Here is a 17624-nt window from a genome sequence, read left to right as displayed (position 1 = left end):
CAGCAAGTAGTATTGCAGTTTGATGCAGTTGGGTTGCAAGCAGCAGTATTGGCAGCAAGGGCGCGTTCCTGTATCAACAAGCGTGCGCCACTTTCCTTGTATTTGAAAGGCACCATGAAATCATCCGCAAGCCTGTATCACACCATCCGCGCCGCGCTGCTGTTCGCGCTCGCATTGTGCAGCGTCCATGCCGTGGCGGCGCCGGGCGGCAGCGCCATCGGCAGCGCGCCGCAGGGCACGCTCGTCATCATCGGTGGCGGCCTGCGCGCCGACAATGCCGAAGTCTGGCAGCGCATCGTCAAGTTGTCGGGCGGGCCAGGCGCGCGCATCGCCGTGCTGGCCTCGGCCGCGATGAACCCGGAAAAATCGGGCGAAAGCATCATCAAGAAGCTGAACCAGTATGGCGCCGACGCCTTTTTCGTGCCGCTTGCCGTCAAGCTGGCCAATCGTGATTACCGCAAGGCCGCCGAAGACCCGGCCATCGTCACGCAGATCAAGTCGGCCAGCGGCATTTATTTTGCCGGCGGCGACCAGGGACGTATCACGCAAGCCTTGCTGCGCCCGGACGGCAGCCGCACGGCCGCGCTGGAAGCCATCTGGTCGGTCTACCGCAATGGCGGCGTGATCGCCGGTTCCAGCGCCGGCGCGGCCATCATGAGCACCACCATGTTCTACGATGCCAAGCCCGTGCTCGACATGCTCAAGATGGGCGTGACGGACGGCCGTGAAATCGCGCCTGGCCTGGGCTTCATCGGCAGCGATGTTTTCGTGGATCAGCATCTGCTGGTGCGCGGACGCTTTGCCCGCATGATTCCCGTGATGCTGAAAAAGGGCTATCACCTGGGACTGGGCATCGATGAAAACAGCGCCATGGTGGTCGACGCCATGCGCGACGTGGAAGTCATCGGCTACAGCGGTGCCTTGCTGATCGATCTGTCGGGCGCCATCAGCGACCGTGGCGTGAAAAATTTCAATATCAGCAATGCGGCCATCAGCTACCTGGACCGGGGCGACAAATTCAACCTCGTCACGCGCGTGTTTACGCCCTCGCCGGACAAGGCCGACAATAAGCTCGATCCGAACCAGCCCGACATGCGCGAGCCCGTGTTCACCAACGATATCCTCGGCAATAACGCCGTGCTCGACCTGATGGGCAACCTGATCGACAATGCCCAGCAGGAGGCGATCGGCATCGCCTTCGGCAACCCGCGTGACCCGTACCCGGACCTGGGCTTCGAGTTCCGCTTCAGTAAAACAGTCAACAGCGTCGGCTACAGCTCGACCGAGGCGGAAGCGTATTCGGTGCTGAAGCTGCGCCTCGATATCCGTCCGATCCAGCTGCGCCAGCCCCTGTACCGCTACAAGTAAGCCGCGCGCTGGCGCCGCCAGCGCGGCCACGCGGCGATCGTCATGGCCCGCAGCAGCCACTCGACGGGGCCATATGCATGGCCGCGCAACCACCAGCGGCTTAATGGCAGCTGCGCGCAAAAGATGATGGCGGCCAGCGCTAGCGCCCCCAGCGGCGACACACTCCCCATCAGCCGGGCGCCATATGCGAGGAACAGCACGGCGCAGATGGCTGACTGCAGCAGGTAGTTCGACAGGGCCATGCGGCCCGTGTCGGCCAGCAGGGAAAACAGCATGCCGTCGCGCAGACGCTCGAACAGGGCCAGCGCCAATGCCAGGTAGGCGCCCGCCAGCAGCGGCGCACTTGCCAGTCCCACGGCCAGTCCCGCCACCTGCCATGCCTGGCTATCCCCATATACGGAGGTCCACGCATAGAAGACGGCGCCAGGCAATCCTGCCAGCGCACCGGCCCACAGCAGGCGGTGGCGCAGCGGCAGATAATCGCTGGCGTGCAGCAGCATCTCGCGCTTGCCGGCGGCCAGGCCGCACAGGAACATGGCCAGCGCGCACGGTGCCTGCACCAGCAGCAGGACGATCCAGATTTCGCTCAGTTCGCGCAGGTGCTGATGGACGACGGCGGCCGGCGTGGCGTGGTAGGCGGCCAGCGCGCTTGCCGCCTTTTGCGCCATCGCCACGGCGTTGTCGGCAGTGTCGCCCGCCGGCTGCAGGCTTTGCAGCCAGGCCATGCCCGCCCAGAATGCCACGCAGACGGCAACGAGCATCAGCGCCAGGGACAGTGCCTGGCGTTCGCCGCAGCGGTGTAGCGCCAGCAGCACGATGCCCAGCAGGGCGTAGGTCGTGAGTATGTCGCCATGGAACAGGAACACGGCATGCAGGGCGCCGATCAGCCACAGGCCCGCTTGCCGGCGCAGCATGCGCGGCACGAATGGCGCATCGGCGCGCGCAGCCGCCTGCATCTGCAAGGTGAAGCTGTAGCCGAACAGGAAGGAAAACAGCAGGTAGAACTTGGTCTCGAACAGCAGGGCGACGAGGAAGTGCGTGGCGCGGTCCACGCCGCCGTGAAAGGCGGGATCGGTCAAGCCCAGGCCGAACCAGGGCGTGGCGAAGGCACAGATATTGACGACCAAAATGCCGAACAGGGCGCAGCCGCGCAGGGCGTCGACGTCGGCGATGCGCGCGGGCCGGGTTTGTATGACGGCGTTCATGCCAGGGCAGGGCGCAGGAAGCGCGCCAGTAGCAGGTGCAGGCTGGTGCGTTGCGCCAGCGGTGCATAATCGGGATCGACGGCGACCCGGTTGAAGATGCCGTCGATTAGCGCGGCGATCCAGCTGGCAGTTTGCGCCGCGTCCAGCGCGGCGTCGACCTGGCCTCCTGCGGCCGCCTCTTCCAGCAAGGCTTGCAGGCCGTCGCGCAGGCTGGCGTCGTTGCGCGCCACCCTGGCCGCGATATCCGTGTCGCGCATCGCTTCGGCGGCAATGTCCAGCGCCAGTCCCGCAAAATCCGCGTCGGCCGCCAGCGCCAGCACCAGATCCATGAAGTCGAGCAGGGCGCCGTAGGCATCGGCGCTGCCTTGCACGCCGGCGAAGTAGGCGGCCGTCTCGCTGCCTTCCTGGTCGACGATGGCGGCGATGATCGCTTGCTTGGTGGGGAAGTAATGAAACAGGTTACCGGGACTCATGCCTGCTTGCGCGCAGATGGCGGCGGTGCTGGTCTGGTGAAAGCCCTTGCGCGCAAAGCAGTGGCGCGCGGCGGCGAGAATGGCGTCGCGGCGGGCCGCGTGTTTATCGGGATCGATGGTGCGCATGGACTTACCTTTAATTAATTGACTAGTCAGTCTAATATATGCCGATTGGCTCGCCTGGTCAAGCGAATCGGATGAAAAGGGCGCTTTGCACGCTCGCTTCCTGTCGCTACAATGTGCCGCAGCGGTTTTTCCCGCGCCTGCCGGCAGGCCCGCCGATTGTTTGGAAAACCGTTCCCTTCACCTGTTTTTCTACCGTTTTAGGAATGACATGCAGCAGACTCCGATTCGATCCTTCCTCTGCGCGCTGGCGCTGGCCGCCGGCATCGTCCCTGCCGCGTACGCTGCCAGTGCCGCCCAGCCGGCCACCATGCGCCTCGATTACCAGCATAGCGGCAATGCGCTGGGCGAACACTATGCGGTCGAGCGCGTGCTGGTCGAGCCCCTGCCATGGCCGGGCAACCTGGCGCGTCCCATCGATGACAGCAATCGCGGCAACAACCTGCTGGAAGTGGTCGACATCAAGTCGGGCAAGGTGCTGTACTCGCGCGGCTTTTCCACCATCTTCGGCGAGTGGGCCAGCACCGATGAAGCGAAAACCACCACGCGCGCCTTCCAGGAATCCGTGCGCTTCCCGCAGCCCGAGCACCCCGTGCGCGTGCGCATCCTCAAGCGCGATGAGCGCGGCCTGTTTTCCGTGGTGTGGAGCACCGATGTCGATCCGGCCGCGCAGGACGTGATCCGCAAACAGCCGCCGGCGCCCGTCAAGCCGATCCCGATCCGCATCAGTGGTCCCTCCAGCGACAAGGTCGACCTCCTGATCATGGGCGATGGCTACACGGCCGCCGAAATGGGCAAGTTCGAAGAGACGGCACGCAAGCTGGCTGACCATCTTTTCACCGTCTCGCCATTCCGCGAGCGGGCCAAGGACTTCAATGTGTGGGCCATGGCCGCACCGACCCAGGAATCGGGCGTGTCGCGCCCTTCGACGGGCGTGCATCACGCCTCGCCGCTGGGCACGCGCTATGACATCTTCGGCAGCGAGCGTTATGTGCTGACGACGGACAACCGCGCGCTGCGCGACCTGGCGCAGTACGCGCCGTATGAGTTCATTGAAATCCTCGTCAATAATGATACCTATGGCGGCGGCGGCATCTTCGGCCAGTTCAGCACGGCGGCGGCGAACAACGACTGGGCCAATTACCTGTTCGTGCACGAATTCGGTCACCATTTCGCCGGCCTGGCCGACGAGTACTACACCTCGCCCGTGGCCTATCAGTCGAATGGCGAACGCCAGGAACCGTGGGAGCCGAACGCCACGGCGCTGCGCGATCCGGCCAGGCTGAAATGGAAGAACCACGTCAAGGCGGGCACGCCGCTGCCGACGCCATGGCCGAAGGAAGCGTATGACAGCCATGCGCGCGAATATCAGCAGCAGCGCGCGGCCCTGCGCGCGGCCAACCGTCCTGAAAGCGAAATGAGCGACTTGTTCAAGGCCGACCTGGCGTACACGCAGCAGCTGTTCTCGAAGGCGCCGCAGCGCCATGCGGTGGGCGCCTTCGAAGGCGCGAACTACGAGTCGTCCGGCTACTACCGCCCCGAGATGCAGTGCATCATGTTCGATCGCAGCGAGACGTTCTGCTCCGTGTGCCAGGATGGCATCAGCACCATCATCGACCTGTATTCGCGTCCCGCCCCGGCGCCGGGCAAATAAGACCGTTCAAGTCTGTCCTGTAATGCATGGTGGGCCATGTTGCAATGCAATAGCATGGCCCCCTTTTCTCCTCTCTCCTAGCGCCTGTCTTCCGCCACTGCCCAGCGCCGCTTGTTTTCCAGGCAATACCAATTGTCGCTCGCAGGCGCGCCTTTCTTTCTGCCAGCCCAGTGATATTATCAAATCAATATGCCCACACGCTTGCCTGAAAAATATTTCATTTAGATAATATTGAGGTAAAATTTGATTTACATCAATGTTGCATTGCCGCAATCGCACTTATAGTTGACCTAGCTCAAAGCGTCATGGAATGCGGATCGGACTCATCACGAATCACGCGTCTAAATGCTGTAGAGTAATTTCGCCCCGTACCAGTTCCTCGAGAATGCACTGGTGCTGGCCTCGAATTTCAGTGACGGAAGCCCGATTCATGAAGATGCAGATCCCCGCGCCTGACGCATGCAGTACCTTACATCCCCACACTCCCATTGCCTTGCCGTATGCGCGCGCCGGTGGCGTTACGCTGGCCGCTTGCGCCGCCGCCATGCGCGCCGGCGGGGTGCGCTGCGTGCATGCGGCCACGCCGTGGCCCGCCCTGCGTCCAGTCCCGGCATGACGGCCGACTTGCGGCACTTGCCTTTGCAGGGCAAGCGGGGCTTGGTGGTGGGCATCGCCAACACGCAAAGCATCGCCTGGGGCTGCGCCAGCGCCCTGCGCGCGGCAGGCGCCGAACTGGCCGTGACCTGGCTCAATGACAAGGCCAGGCCGCACGTGGAGCCGCTGGCGCAGCAAGTGCAGGCGGCCATCATGGCGCCGCTCGACGTGGGCATGCCGGGTCAATTGGAGGCGCTGTTCGCGCAGATCGAACGGCAGTGGGGGCGGCTCGATTTCGTCGTCCATTCCATCGCCTATGCGCCGAAGCAGGACTTGCATGGCCGCGTGACGGACAGTTCGGCCGACGGCTTTGCGCAGGCGATGGATATCTCCTGCCACTCTTTCATGCGCATGGCGAAGCTGGCCGAACCGCTGATGCCGGACGGTGGCAGCTTGATGACCATGAGTTATCTGGGTGCGGAGGAAGTCATCGCCGACTATGGCCTGATGGGGCCCGTAAAAGCGGCGCTGGAAGCGTCGGTGCGCTACCTGGCGTCCGAACTGGGCCCGCAAGGCATCCGCGTCAACGCCATTTCGCCGGGACCACTGGAGACGCGCGCCGCTTCCGGCATCGCCCATTTCGACCGGCTGATGGCCGACGCCATCGAACGCTCGCCCATGCGGCGCCTGGCCACCATCGAGGACGTAGGCGCGCTGTGCGCCTTCCTCGCCGGCGACGGCGCGCGCGCCATCACGGGCGGCACCCTGTATGTCGATGGCGGCTACAACATTCTGAATTGACTGGAAGAAGATGACCATGGCTGTTTCTACTTTGCCCAACCGCGCCAGGATGGCTGCGCTGGCCGCCACGCTGGCCCTGGCCGGCTGCGCCTCGATGGCGCCGCCGTATGCGCCACCGCCGCTGCCCGTGGCTACGCAGTATCCGGAGGCCGATCCTGCCGGCGCGCCCGCGCCCGACGTCGCCTGGCAGGCCTACTTTGCCGACCCGCGCCTGCAGGCGCTGATTGCGCAGGCGCTGGCCAGCAACCGCGACATCCGCATCGCCGCCCTGCGCGTGGAAGAGGCGCGCGCCGCGTATGGCATCCAGCGCGCCGAACAATTTCCCACCATCGCGCTGGGCGCCTCCGGCAGCCGCGCGCGCGTACCGGCTGACCTGAGCCCGACTGGCCGCGCCATGACGAGCGCGCAGTACCAGGCGGGCTTGAACGTGAGCGCCTGGGAACTCGATTTCTGGGGCCGGGTGCGCAGCCTGAAGGACAGCGCCCTGCAAACCCTGCTGGCCAGCGACGAGGCGCGTCGCGCCGTCGGCGTGGCCCTGGTGGCGCAGGTGGCCAATGGCTACCTGGGCTTGCGCGAACTCGATGAGCGGGTGGCGCTGGCGCGTGCCACGGTCGACAGCCGCGCCGAATCGCTGCGCATCTTCACGCGCCGCTTTGAAGTCGGGTCGATTTCCAAGCTGGACCTGACGCAGGTGGAAACCCTGCTCAGCCAGGCCTTGTCGCTGTCGGCCCAGCTGGAACAGGCGCGCGCCGTGCAGGCGCATGCGCTGGCCCAGCTGGTGGGCGGTCCCGTCGACCTGACGCCGGTGGCTGGTGAGGTGCGCCGCTTCGACGACGCCAGCGTGCTGCAGCCGCTGCATGCGGGCTTGCCCTCGGCTTTGCTCACGCAGCGCCCCGACCTGATCGCGGCTGAACACCAGCTGCGCGCCGCGCAAGCGAATATCGGCGCCGCGCGCGCCGCCTTCTTCCCGACGATATCCCTGACGGCGGCCTACGGCACGGCCAGCGCGGAATTGAACGGCCTGTTCGATTCCGGCAGCGGCGCCTGGAATCTTGCGCCGCGCCTGGTGCTGCCGATCTTTGACGCGGGCCGCCTGCGCGCCAACATGGACCTGGCCGAGGTGCGCCGCGACGTGGCTGTGGCCAATTATGAAAAGAGCGTGCAGGGCGCGTTTCGCGAAGTGGCCGATGCGCTGTCGAACCGGCGCTGGCTGGCGCTGCAGGTCGACATCGGCAAGACGACGCTGGCCGCGCAGAGCGAACGGGCGCGCCTGGCCAAGCTGCGCTACGACAATGGCGCCGCGCCCTACCTGGAAGTGCTCGATGCGCAGCGCGACTTGCTGACGGTGGAGCAGCAACTGGTGCAGACGCGCCGCGCGCTGCTCTCGAGCCAGGTCAGCCTGTATGCCGCCCTGGGCGGCGGCGCACCCGTCGCCTCCGCCGCCGCTTCCACCCACTAATTTGATCGCCCCGATACCATGAATGCTCAATTGAAGAAAAAACTCATCCCCGCGGCGCTGGTCGTGGCCGTTCTCGTGCTGGGCTATGTGGCCTGGCAAAAAATGCGTCCCACGGGCCCCGGTGAAGGTTTTGTCAGCGGCAATGGCCGCATCGAAGCGACGGAAGTCGACGTCGCCACCAAGCTGGCGGGCCGGGTCAAGGAGATCCTCGTGCGCGAGGGCGACTTCGTCAAGGCGGGCCAGCCGCTGGCCAGCATGCAGGTCGATTCGCTGACGGCCCAGCGCGACGAGGCGCGCGCGCGCCAGCAGCAGGCGCTGGACGCCGTGGTCGGCGTGCAGGCGCAGGTGGCCGTGCGCGAAAGCGACAAGGCGGCCGCGCTGGCCATGGTGGCGCAGCGTGAAAGCGAACTCGATGCGGCCAAGCGCCGCCTGGCCCGCTCGGAAACCTTGTCGAAAGAGGGCGCTTCCTCGGTGCAGGAACTCGACGACGACCGCGCCCGCGTGCGCAGCGTGGCCGCCGCCCTGAATGCGGCCAAGGCGCAAGTGACGGCGGCGCAGGCGGCCATCGACGCGGCAAAAGCGCAGGTGGTCGGCTCGCGCTCCGCCGTCGTGGCGGCCGAGGCGACGACGGCGCGCATCGATGCCGACCTGGCCGATGGCCAGCTGGCGGCGCCGCGCGACGGCCGCGTGCAATACCTGGTGGCGCAGCAGGGCGAAGTGCTGGCCGGCGGCGGCAAGGTGCTCAACCTGGTCGACCTGTCGGACGTCTACATGACCTTCTTCCTGCCCGAAACGGCGGCCGGCAAGGTGGCGCTGGGCGGCGAAGTGCGCATCATCCTCGATGCGGCGCCGAACTATGTGATTCCCGCGACGATCTCGTTTGTCGCCGCCAGCGCGCAGTTCACGCCGAAAACGGTGGAAACGGCCAGCGAGCGCCAGAAGCTGATGTTCCGCGTGAAAGCGCAGATCAGCCGCGAGCTGCTGCAAAAACACCTGGCGCTGGTGAAAGTGGGCTTGCCCGGCGTGGCCTGGGTGCGTCTCGATGCCAAGCAGCCATGGCCCGCTGAACTGACGGCCAAGGTCCCGCAGTGACTGTGGCTTCCACTTCCCCAGTCGTCAGCATCAAGGGCGTCAGCCAGCATTACGGCAAGACGGTGGCGCTAGCCGCCATCGATCTCGATGTGCCGGCCGGCTGCATGGTGGGCTTGATCGGGCCCGATGGCGTGGGCAAATCGAGTTTGCTGTCGCTGGTGGCCGGCGCGCGCGCCGTGCAGCAGGGCACAGTGATGGCGCTGGGCGGCGACATGCGCGATGCGCGCCACCGCGACGAGGTCTGTCCGCGTATCGCCTACATGCCGCAAGGCCTGGGCAAGAATCTGTATCCGACCCTGTCGGTCGAGGAAAACCTGCAGTTCTTCGCGCGCCTGTTCGGCCACGACGCGGCCGAACGCCGGCGCCGCATCGACCAGCTGACCCGCAGCACGGGCTTGCAGCCGTTCCTGGCGCGTCCGGCGGGCAAGCTGTCGGGCGGCATGAAGCAGAAGCTGGGCCTGTGCTGCGCCCTGATCCACGATCCCGACCTGCTCATTCTCGATGAACCGACCACCGGCGTCGATCCGCTGGCGCGGGCCCAGTTCTGGGACCTGATCGCCGGCATCCGCGTGCAGCGCCCGCAAATGAGCGTGATGGTGGCCACGGCCTACATGGACGAGGCGCAGCGCTTCGATTGGCTGGTGGCCATGGATGACGGCAAGGTGCTCGATACGGGCACGCCGGCCGAACTGCTGGCGCGCACGCAAAGCGATACCCTGGAATCGGCCTTCATCAAGCTGCTGCCCGAAGCCAAGCGCGCCGGCCACCAGCCCGTCGTCATCACGCCGCTGGACGCCGCCAGCGCGCAGGACGTCGCCATCGAGGCGCAGGACCTGACCATGCGCTTCGGTGACTTCACGGCCGTCGACCATGTGAATTTCCGCATCGGCCGTGGCGAGATATTCGGCTTTCTCGGTTCGAACGGCTGCGGCAAGTCGACCACCATGAAGATGCTCACGGGCCTGTTGCCGGCCACGGAAGGCAAGGCCTGGCTGTTCGGCAAGGAGGTCGACTCCAGCGATATCGACACGCGCCGCAGGGTCGGCTACATGTCGCAGGCATTCTCTCTGTACAGCGAGCTGACGGTGCGCCAAAACCTGGTGCTGCACGCGCGCCTGTTCCACGTGCCAGAGGGCGAGATACCTGCGCGCATCGACGAGATGGCGCAGCGCTTCGATTTGCGCGCGGTGATGGACGACTTGCCTGACAGCCTGCCGCTGGGGATCCGCCAGCGGCTGTCGCTGGCCGTGGCCATGGTACACAAGCCGGAAATGCTGATCCTCGACGAGCCGACGTCCGGCGTCGACCCCATCGCGCGCGACAATTTCTGGCGCCTGATGATCGAGCTGGCGCGGCGCGACCACGTCACCATTTTCATTTCCACCCACTTCATGAACGAGGCCGAGCGCTGCGACCGCATCTCGCTGATGCACGCGGGTAAAGTGCTGGTCAGCGATGCGCCGGCCGAACTGGTGCGCAAGAAGGGCGCGCCATCGCTGGAAGCGGCCTTCATCGCCTACCTGGAAGAGGCGGGCGGCGGCACGGCAGCGGCGACGCAGGAAAGCGAGGCGCCGGGCCAAAAGGCGGCAGTGCAGGCGCCACAGCAGAAGCACCAGCGCAGCCGCTTCAGCCTGGGCCGCATGCTCAGCTACATGTGGCGAGAGACGCTGGAATTGCGCCGCGATCCCGTGCGCCTGACCCTGGCGCTGGGCGGCTCCGTGCTGCTGCTGTTCGTCATCGGCTTCGGCATCAGTCTCGACGTCGAAGACCTCAGTTATGCGGTGCTTGACCACGACCAGACGACGTTGAGCCAGAATTACACGAACAACCTGGCCGGTTCTCGCTACTTCATCGAACGCCCGCCCCTGCGCGACTATGCCGATATCGACAAGCGCATGCGCAGCGGCGAACTGTCGCTGGCAATCGAAATCCCGCCCGGCTTCGCGCGCGACGTGCAGCGCGGCGCGCCGGCCCAGGTGGGCGCGTGGATCGATGGCGCCATGCCGATGCGCGCGGAAACCGTGCAGGGCTACGTGCAGGGCATGCACCAGCTATGGCTGGCCGACCAGGCCTTGCACCGTTACGGTATCAAGATGAACAATCCGGTCGCCATCCAGACCCGCTACCGCTACAACCCGGACGTGAAAAGCCTGCCGGCCATGGTGCCGGCTGTGATTCCCTTATTGCTGCTGATGCTGCCGGCCATGCTGGCGGCGCTGTCCGTGGTGCGCGAAAAGGAACTCGGTTCCATCATCAACCTGTACGTGACGCCTGTCACGCGCCTGGAATTCTTGCTTGGCAAGCAGGTGCCGTATGTGGCGCTGGCCATGTTCAACTTCCTCCTCATGGCGCTGCTGGCGGTGACCGCCTTCGGCGTGCCGGTCAAGGGCAGCTTGCTGACCTTGATCGGCGCCACCTTCATCTTCAATGTCTGCGCCACCGGCATCGGCTTGTTCGCCTCGACGTTTACGCGCAGCCAGATCGCGGCCCTGTTCGTGACCATGATTGGCACCATGATCCCGGCCATCCAGTTTTCCGGCCTGCTCAATCCCGTCTCGTCGATGGAAGGCGTGGGCAAGGCCATCGGCCTGATGTACCCGGCCACGCACATGCTCAATATCAGCCGGGGCGTGTTCAACAAGGCGCTGGGCTTTGGCGACTTGCACGCCTCGTTCTGGCCATTGATCATCGCCATTCCCGTGATCCTCGGCGTGACGGTGGCGCTGCTGAAGAAACAGGAGAGCTGATATGCGGCATCTTGAAAATATCTACCGCCTGGGCGTGAAGGAAATCTGGAGCCTGATCCGCGATCCCATGATGCTGATCCTGATCCTCTACACGTTTACTTTGGCCATCTACGTGGCCGCCACGGCCAAGCCGGAAACCCTGCACATGGCCTCGATCGCCATCGTCGACGAGGATGGCTCGCCCCTGTCCGGGCGCATCGCCTCGGCCTTCTTCCCGCCGCAATTCACGCCGCCGGCCATGATCAACCAGGGCCAGGTCGATGCGGGCCTGGACGCGGGCCAGTACACCTTCGTGCTGACGATACCGCCCAAGCTGCAGGCGGACGTGCTGGGCGGGCGCCACGCGGAGCTGCAGCTGAACGTGGACGCCACGCGCATGAGCCAGGCTTTCAGCGGCAGCGGCTACATCCAGCAGATCGTCGCCGGCGAGATATCGGAATTCGCCAAGCGCTATCGGGGCGCGACCGTCTCGCCGGTGGAGCTGGTGATGCGCGCGCGCTTCAATCCGTCGCTGAGCCAGGCGTGGTTTGGCTCGTTGATGGAGCTCATCAACCAGGTGACGATGCTGTCGATCATTTTGACGGGGGCAGCGCTGATACGCGAGCGCGAACATGGCACCATCGAGCACTTGCTGGTGATGCCCGTGACGCCGGCCGAGATCATGCTGGGCAAGGTCTGGTCGATGGGTCTCGTGGTGCTGTTGGCCGCCGCCCTGTCGCTGAACCTGGTGGTGCGCGGCATGCTGCACGTGCCCATCGAAGGCTCGATCGCGCTGTTCCTGTGCGGCGCGGCACTGCACTTGTTTGCCACCACCTCGATGGGCATTTTCCTCGCCACCGTGGCGCGCAGCATGCCGCAGTTCGGCATGCTGTTGATCCTCGTGCTGCTGCCGCTGCAGATGCTGTCGGGCGGCAGCACGCCGCGCGAAAGCATGCCCCAGCTTGTGCAGAACATCATGCTGATTGCGCCGACCACGCATTTCGTCGAATTGAGCCAGGCGATCCTGTACCGGGGCGCCGGCATTGACGTGGTGTGGAAACCGTTCCTGTCCTTGCTGGCCATCGGCACGGCCCTGTTCACGTTTGCCCTTGCCCGTTTTCGCAAGACCATCAGCCAGATGGCATAGCTCCCGCGCCGGAATGGTCCGGCGTTTTTTGCATGAAAAGGATAGCCATGAAGATCGAAGCTGCACCATTTTTCTCCACCGGCGGCTTGCCGCCGCTGGGCGTGCTGGGCGACTATGCGCGCGACTCGTGGCAGCGCATCGTGCTGTACGCGGACGTGATGCGCCGGCGCGGCAACCAGTACCAGGAGCACATGGCCGAGGAAGTGCCGAACGTGCTGGACTTCCCCGCCGAGCTGGTGATGTCGGGCCTGGAACTGGCGCGCCCCGTCAACTACGGCCTCGCGCGCATCCTGACGCCCGATTTGCCCGAACCCGATCCATCGAAGCGCCCTTTCGTCGTCGTCGACCCGCGCGCCGGGCACGGCCCCGGCATCGGCGGCTTCAAGGCCGAGAGCGAGATCGGCGTGGCCCTGCGCGCCGGCCATCCGTGCTACTTCATCGGTTTCCTGCCCGACCCCGTGCCGGGACAGACGGTGGAAGACGTGATGCATGCCGAAGCGGCCTTCCTGGAAAAAGTCATCGCCCTGCATCCGCTCAGCGAGGGTAAACCCGTCGTCATCGGCAATTGCCAGGCGGGCTGGCAAATCCTCATGACGGCGGCCATGCGCCCGGAATTGTTCGGCCCCATCATCGTGGCCGGCGCGCCCGTGTCGTACTGGGCCGGCTGGCATGGTCGCAATCCGATGCGCTATGCGGGTGGCTTGATGGGCGGCAGCTGGGCCACGGCGCTGGCGGGCGACCTGGGCAACGGCCGCTTCGATGGCGCCAGTCTGGTGCAGAATTTCGAGAAGCTCAACCCGGCCAACACCCTGTGGAGCAAGCAGTACAACCTGTACGCGAACATCGATACGGAAGCACCGCGTTACCTGGAATTTGAAAAATACTGGGGCGGCCACGTCTTCCTCAACGACGTCGAGATGCAGTACATCGTCGACAATCTGTTCATCGGCAACCGCCTGGCCACGGCCGAATTGATCACCTCGGACGGCGTGCGCCTGGACTTGCGCAACATCCGCTCACCCATCGTCGTGTTCTGCTCGAACGGCGACAACATCACGCCGCCGCCGCAGGCCCTGGGCTGGATCACGGACCTGTACCGCGACGACAAGGACGTGCTGCTGCACGACCAGACCATCGTGTATGCCGTGCATGATAGCATCGGCCACCTGGGCATTTTTGTGTCGGCCAAAGTGGGGCACAAAGAGCACCAGAAATTCGCCAGCAATATCGATCTGATCAACCTGCTGCCGGCCGGCATCTACGAAGCGAGGATCGTCGACAAGACGCCCGATACGCCGAACGCGGACCTGGCCAGCGGCGATTATGTGCTGCAGGTCGAGCACCGCGGCATCGACGACGTGCGCGCCATCGTGCAGCCGAGCGTGGAAAACGACCGCAAGTTCGCCGCCGCCGCGCGCGTGTCCGAAGTGAACCTGGCCCTGTACCGCACGTTTGCGCAGCCGTGGGTGCGCGCCATGGTCACGCCGCAGACGGCGCGCTTTTTGCAGCTCGCGCATCCGCTGCGCGTGTCGTACGAGCGCTGGACGGATCACAATCCGCTGGCCAGGCTGGTGGCCAAAGAGGCCGACAAAGTGCGCGCCCAGCGCCAGCCGGTATCGCCCGACAATCCGCTGCTGGCCATGCAGGAAGCCATCTCCGGCGCCATCACGGCTGGCTTGAACGGCTGGCGCGACTGGCGCGACAGCGTGCAGGAAACCACCTTCGACCTGGTGTACGGCTCGCCCCTGGTGCAGGCGCTGACGGGACAAGCCATCGGCGACACGACGCCGCCGCGCCCGCATCCCGGCATTTCGCCCGAGCATTGCGAATACGTGCGCTGCGAAACGCGCAAGATGGACGAGGACATGCAGCGGGGCGGCCTGGTGGAAGCGGCCGTGCGCGCGCTGTTCTACATCTACCGCTTCCGCATGATCGCCGACGAGCGCAGGGTCAACCTGGCCCTCAAACTGATCAAGCCGCAATACCGGCAGGATGTCGGCATGGAGGAGTTCCGCGGTATCGTGCGCCAGCAGGCGCGCTTGATGCTGCATGATTTCGATACCGCCATCGCCGCCTTGCCGGCCTTGCTGTCGCGCGCCGACCCGGACGACATCGGCGCGCTGGCCGAATGGCTGCAGCAAGTGCTGCAAGTGCCCGAGGCGCCGACGCCGGACGAGGAAGCGAGCCTGCAGCAGATGCTGGACGTCTTTGACCGGGCGGTCAAGGAGCAGCAATCGGTTGTGCGCGCATCCAGGACTGAACCGAAAGCCAAACCGGCCAAACACATTACCCCTGCCTAGAAGACCACGATGACTACTACCCAAGACGATGATCTGAATATCGTACGCAACCGCACCTTCGACCAGATCGCCATCGGCGACACCGCCAGCATCACGCGCACCCTGAGCATGGACGACATCGCCCTGTTCGCGGTGATGTCGGGCGACGACAACCCGCAGCACCTCGATACGGAATTTGCCGCCGCCACCCGTTACGAGGGCGTGATCGCGCACGGCATGTGGGGCGCGGCCCTCATTTCCGCCGTGCTGGGCACGCGCCTGCCCGGCGCAGGCACCGTCTACACGGGCCAGACCCTGCGCTTTTTGCAGCCAGTGCGCGTGGGCGATACCCTGGCCATCAGCGTCACCGTGACGGCGCTCGAGCCGCGCAGCCGCCACGTGACCCTGGTTTGCCGCTGCGTCAACCAGCACGGCGCCGTGGTGCTCGATGGCGAGGCGCAGGTGATCGCGCCCGCCGAGCAGATCGAACGCAAGCGCGCCACCCTCCCCGAAGTACGCCTGCATAACGGCGACGGCACGCGGCGCCTGCTGGAACACGCGCGCACCCTGGGTCCGATCAGGGTGGCCGTGATCCACCCCTGCGATGAACTGAGCCTGTCGGGCGCGCTCGACGCGCATGCGGCCGGCCTGATCACGCCCGTGCTGGTGGCGCCGCGCGCGCGCCTGGAAGCCGTGGCGCTGGAAGCGGGCCTGAGCCTGGAAGGCATCGCCATCGAGGACGTCGAGCATAGCCATGCCGCCGCCGCGCGCGGCGCCGAACTGGCGGGCAAGGGTGAAGTGGAAGCCTTGATGAAGGGCAGCCTGCACACGGATGAATTGATGTCGGCCGTGCTGGCCGCCAGCGCCGGCCTGCGCACCAAGCGCCGCATCAGCCACTGCTTCCTGATGCAGACGCCGGCGTATCCGCGCCCCTTCATCATCACGGATGCGGCCATCAATATCGCGCCCAACCTGGCCATGAAGGCCGACATCGTGCGCAACGCCATCGACCTGGCGCACGTGATCGGCGTGGCCTGCCCGCGCGTGGCCATCCTGGCCGCCGTGGAAACGGTGAACGCCGACATGCCGGCCACGCTGGACGCGGCCGCCCTGTGCAAGATGGCCGACCGCGGCCAGATCACGGGGGCGATTCTCGACGGCCCGCTGGCTTTTGACAATGCCGTGTCGATCGCCGCCGCTACCGTCAAGGGCATCGTCTCGGAAGTGGCGGGCCGCGCCGACATCTTGCTCGTGCCCGATCTGGAAAGCGGCAACATGCTGGCCAAGCAGCTCGAATACATGGGCGACGCGGACAGCGCCGGCATCGTGCTGGGCGCGAAAATCCCCGTCATCCTCACCAGCCGCGCGGACTCGCGCGCCAGCCGCATCGCCTCGTGCGCCATCGCCGTGATGCTGGCCAACCATTACCGGAGCACGCCGCCATGAACGCAGCAGTCCAACATGCCGATGGCACCCTGATCCTGGTGCTCAATTGCGGCTCGTCGAGCATCAAGTTCGCCCTGTTTGAGCAGGCGGGCGGCGTGCTGCCGCAGCAGGCGCAATGGAGCGGCAAGGTCGAAGGCATCGGCCGCGAAAACGCCACCTACCGCGCCGGCGGCCTGCCGGCAATCGCCTTGCAGCTCGATCCGGCGCAACCCCATCATGCGGCGCTCGAATACATCCGCGCGCAAGTGGTGGCGCAGCTGGCCGGGCGTCCGCTGCGCGCCGTGGCGCACCGCGTGGTCCATGGCGGCAGCAAGTATTTCGCCCCCGTACGCATCGATTTCAAGGTGCTGGCCGACCTGAAAAGTTATGTGCCGCTCGCGCCCCTGCACCAGCCGTTCGCGCTGGAAGCGATCGAGGTGCTGCTCGAATCGCGGCCCGACATCGCCCAGGTGGCGTGCTTCGACACGGCCTTCCACCACACGGTGCCGCAGGTCGAGCAGATGCTGGCCCTGCCTTACGATGCGTGGGAGCGGGGCTTGCGCCGCTACGGCTTCCACGGCCTGTCGTATGAATACCAGTCGCTGGTGCTGGAGCAGCGTTTTGGCGCGGTCGCGCGCGGCAAGGTCATCGTGGCTCACCTGGGTAGCGGCGCCAGCCTGTGCGCCATGGAGAATTTGCACAGCGTGGCCACCACCATGGGCTTTTCCGCGCTCGATGGCCTGATGATGGGCACGCGCTGCGGTTCGCTCGATCCGGGCGCCGTCATCTACCTGATGGAAATCGAAAAGCTGTCGCTGGAAAAAGTGGCGCATGTGCTGTACCACGAGTCGGGCTTACTGGGCGTGTCGGGCGTGTCGGCCGACCCACCCGTCTTGCTGGCGCAGCAGGACCGGCAGGACGCCACGGGTGAGCGCATCCGCGCCGCGCTGGCTTTATATATCCGCCGCATTGTGCGCGAGATCGGCGCCCTGACGGCCGTGCTGGGTGGACTGGACATGCTGGTGTTTACGGCCGGTATCGGCGAGCACAGCGCTGAGCTGCGCCAGCGCATCTGCGCCGAGCTGGGATTCATCGGCCCCGCGCTCGACGGGGAGGCGAATGCGCGCAATGCCAGCCGTATTTCCAGCGACAGCAGCCGTATCGTGGTGGGCGTGGAGCCGGCCAACGAGGAGTGGGTGGCTGCCCGCCATGCGGCGCTGGCCGTGGGTGCATGAGGTCCTGACGCTTACGGCAGCGCTCGATGGGAAGTTTGCCGAA

The 17624-nt window shown here is 65.6% G+C and carries 13 protein-coding genes; 11 read left to right on the top strand and 2 right to left on the bottom strand.

Features of this window, described 5'->3' with window-relative positions:
* The first annotated feature begins 114 nt into the window (after positions 1-114).
* On the top strand, positions 115-1368 hold the full coding sequence (locus tag AC3IQ7_RS26545; RefSeq protein ID WP_099376473.1) for a cyanophycinase: 1254 nt from the start codon (positions 115-117) through the stop codon (positions 1366-1368).
* On the opposite strand, the gene AC3IQ7_RS26540 is transcribed toward AC3IQ7_RS26545, so the two are convergent.
* Together AC3IQ7_RS26540 and AC3IQ7_RS26535 are read right to left on the bottom strand one after the other, a co-directional pair.
* Positions 1359-2573, bottom strand: coding sequence for a DUF418 domain-containing protein (locus AC3IQ7_RS26540; RefSeq protein ID WP_489207757.1), 1215 nt, complete (start codon positions 2571-2573; stop codon positions 1359-1361). The two genes, AC3IQ7_RS26545 and AC3IQ7_RS26540, sit on opposite strands and share 10 nt — an antisense overlap.
* Positions 2570-3172: a TetR/AcrR family transcriptional regulator gene (locus tag AC3IQ7_RS26535; protein WP_489207756.1), complete on the bottom strand. Its 603-nt coding sequence runs from the start codon at positions 3170-3172 to the stop codon at positions 2570-2572. Before AC3IQ7_RS26535 ends, AC3IQ7_RS26540 begins: the two co-directional genes overlap by 4 nt.
* Positions 3173-3380: 208 nt before the next feature.
* Between AC3IQ7_RS26535 and AC3IQ7_RS26530 the strand changes: the two genes are divergently transcribed.
* The 10 genes from AC3IQ7_RS26530 to AC3IQ7_RS26485 all read left to right on the top strand — a co-directional run bounded on the left by AC3IQ7_RS26530 (position 3381) and on the right by AC3IQ7_RS26485 (position 17581).
* Complete coding sequence (locus tag AC3IQ7_RS26530; protein ID WP_489207755.1) at positions 3381-4823, top strand: IgA Peptidase M64; 1443 nt, start codon at positions 3381-3383, stop codon at positions 4821-4823.
* A 430-nt stretch (positions 4824-5253) separates the two neighbouring features.
* Positions 5254-5439 carry a hypothetical protein gene (locus tag AC3IQ7_RS26525; RefSeq protein ID WP_322426091.1) on the top strand — a complete coding sequence of 62 codons (186 nt, stop codon included), beginning with the start codon at positions 5254-5256 and terminating at the stop codon, positions 5437-5439.
* Positions 5436-6218 (top strand): enoyl-ACP reductase FabI, encoded by a 783-nt coding sequence (gene fabI / locus AC3IQ7_RS26520; RefSeq protein ID WP_489210533.1) that lies wholly within the window; start codon positions 5436-5438, stop codon positions 6216-6218. The genes AC3IQ7_RS26525 and fabI overlap by 4 nt, the downstream gene beginning before the upstream one ends.
* A 10-nt stretch (positions 6219-6228) precedes the next feature.
* The gene (locus tag AC3IQ7_RS26515; RefSeq protein ID WP_489207754.1) at positions 6229-7677 is read left to right on the top strand and encodes an efflux transporter outer membrane subunit; all 1449 of its coding nucleotides are present in this window, start codon (positions 6229-6231) and stop codon (positions 7675-7677) included.
* An 18-nt stretch (positions 7678-7695) separates the two neighbouring features.
* Positions 7696-8769, top strand: a complete 1074-nt coding sequence (locus AC3IQ7_RS26510) for an HlyD family secretion protein (RefSeq protein WP_176387352.1) — start codon at positions 7696-7698, stop codon at positions 8767-8769.
* Between the two features lie 2 nt (positions 8770-8771).
* The gene (rbbA, locus tag AC3IQ7_RS26505; protein WP_322426093.1) at positions 8772-11516 is read left to right on the top strand and encodes a ribosome-associated ATPase/putative transporter RbbA; all 2745 of its coding nucleotides are present in this window, start codon (positions 8772-8774) and stop codon (positions 11514-11516) included.
* Position 11517: 1 nt separating this feature from the next.
* Positions 11518-12642, top strand: a complete 1125-nt coding sequence (locus AC3IQ7_RS26500; RefSeq protein ID WP_099376481.1) for an ABC transporter permease — start codon at positions 11518-11520, stop codon at positions 12640-12642.
* A 47-nt stretch (positions 12643-12689) separates the two neighbouring features.
* Positions 12690-14942 carry a DUF3141 domain-containing protein gene (locus tag AC3IQ7_RS26495; protein WP_489207753.1) on the top strand — a complete coding sequence of 751 codons (2253 nt, stop codon included), beginning with the start codon at positions 12690-12692 and terminating at the stop codon, positions 14940-14942.
* Positions 14943-14951: 9 nt separating this feature from the next.
* On the top strand, positions 14952-16367 hold the full coding sequence (locus AC3IQ7_RS26490) for a bifunctional enoyl-CoA hydratase/phosphate acetyltransferase (protein WP_489207752.1): 1416 nt from the start codon (positions 14952-14954) through the stop codon (positions 16365-16367).
* Positions 16364-17581: an acetate/propionate family kinase gene (locus tag AC3IQ7_RS26485; RefSeq protein WP_322426096.1), complete on the top strand. Its 1218-nt coding sequence runs from the start codon at positions 16364-16366 to the stop codon at positions 17579-17581. The genes AC3IQ7_RS26490 and AC3IQ7_RS26485 overlap by 4 nt, the downstream gene beginning before the upstream one ends.
* Positions 17582-17624: the final 43 nt, after the last annotated feature.

Source organism: Janthinobacterium sp. GL_088, from assembly GCF_057837845.1.
The sequence above is the reverse complement of the archived record's forward strand: the minus strand, read 5'-3'. Positions and strand labels throughout refer to the sequence as shown.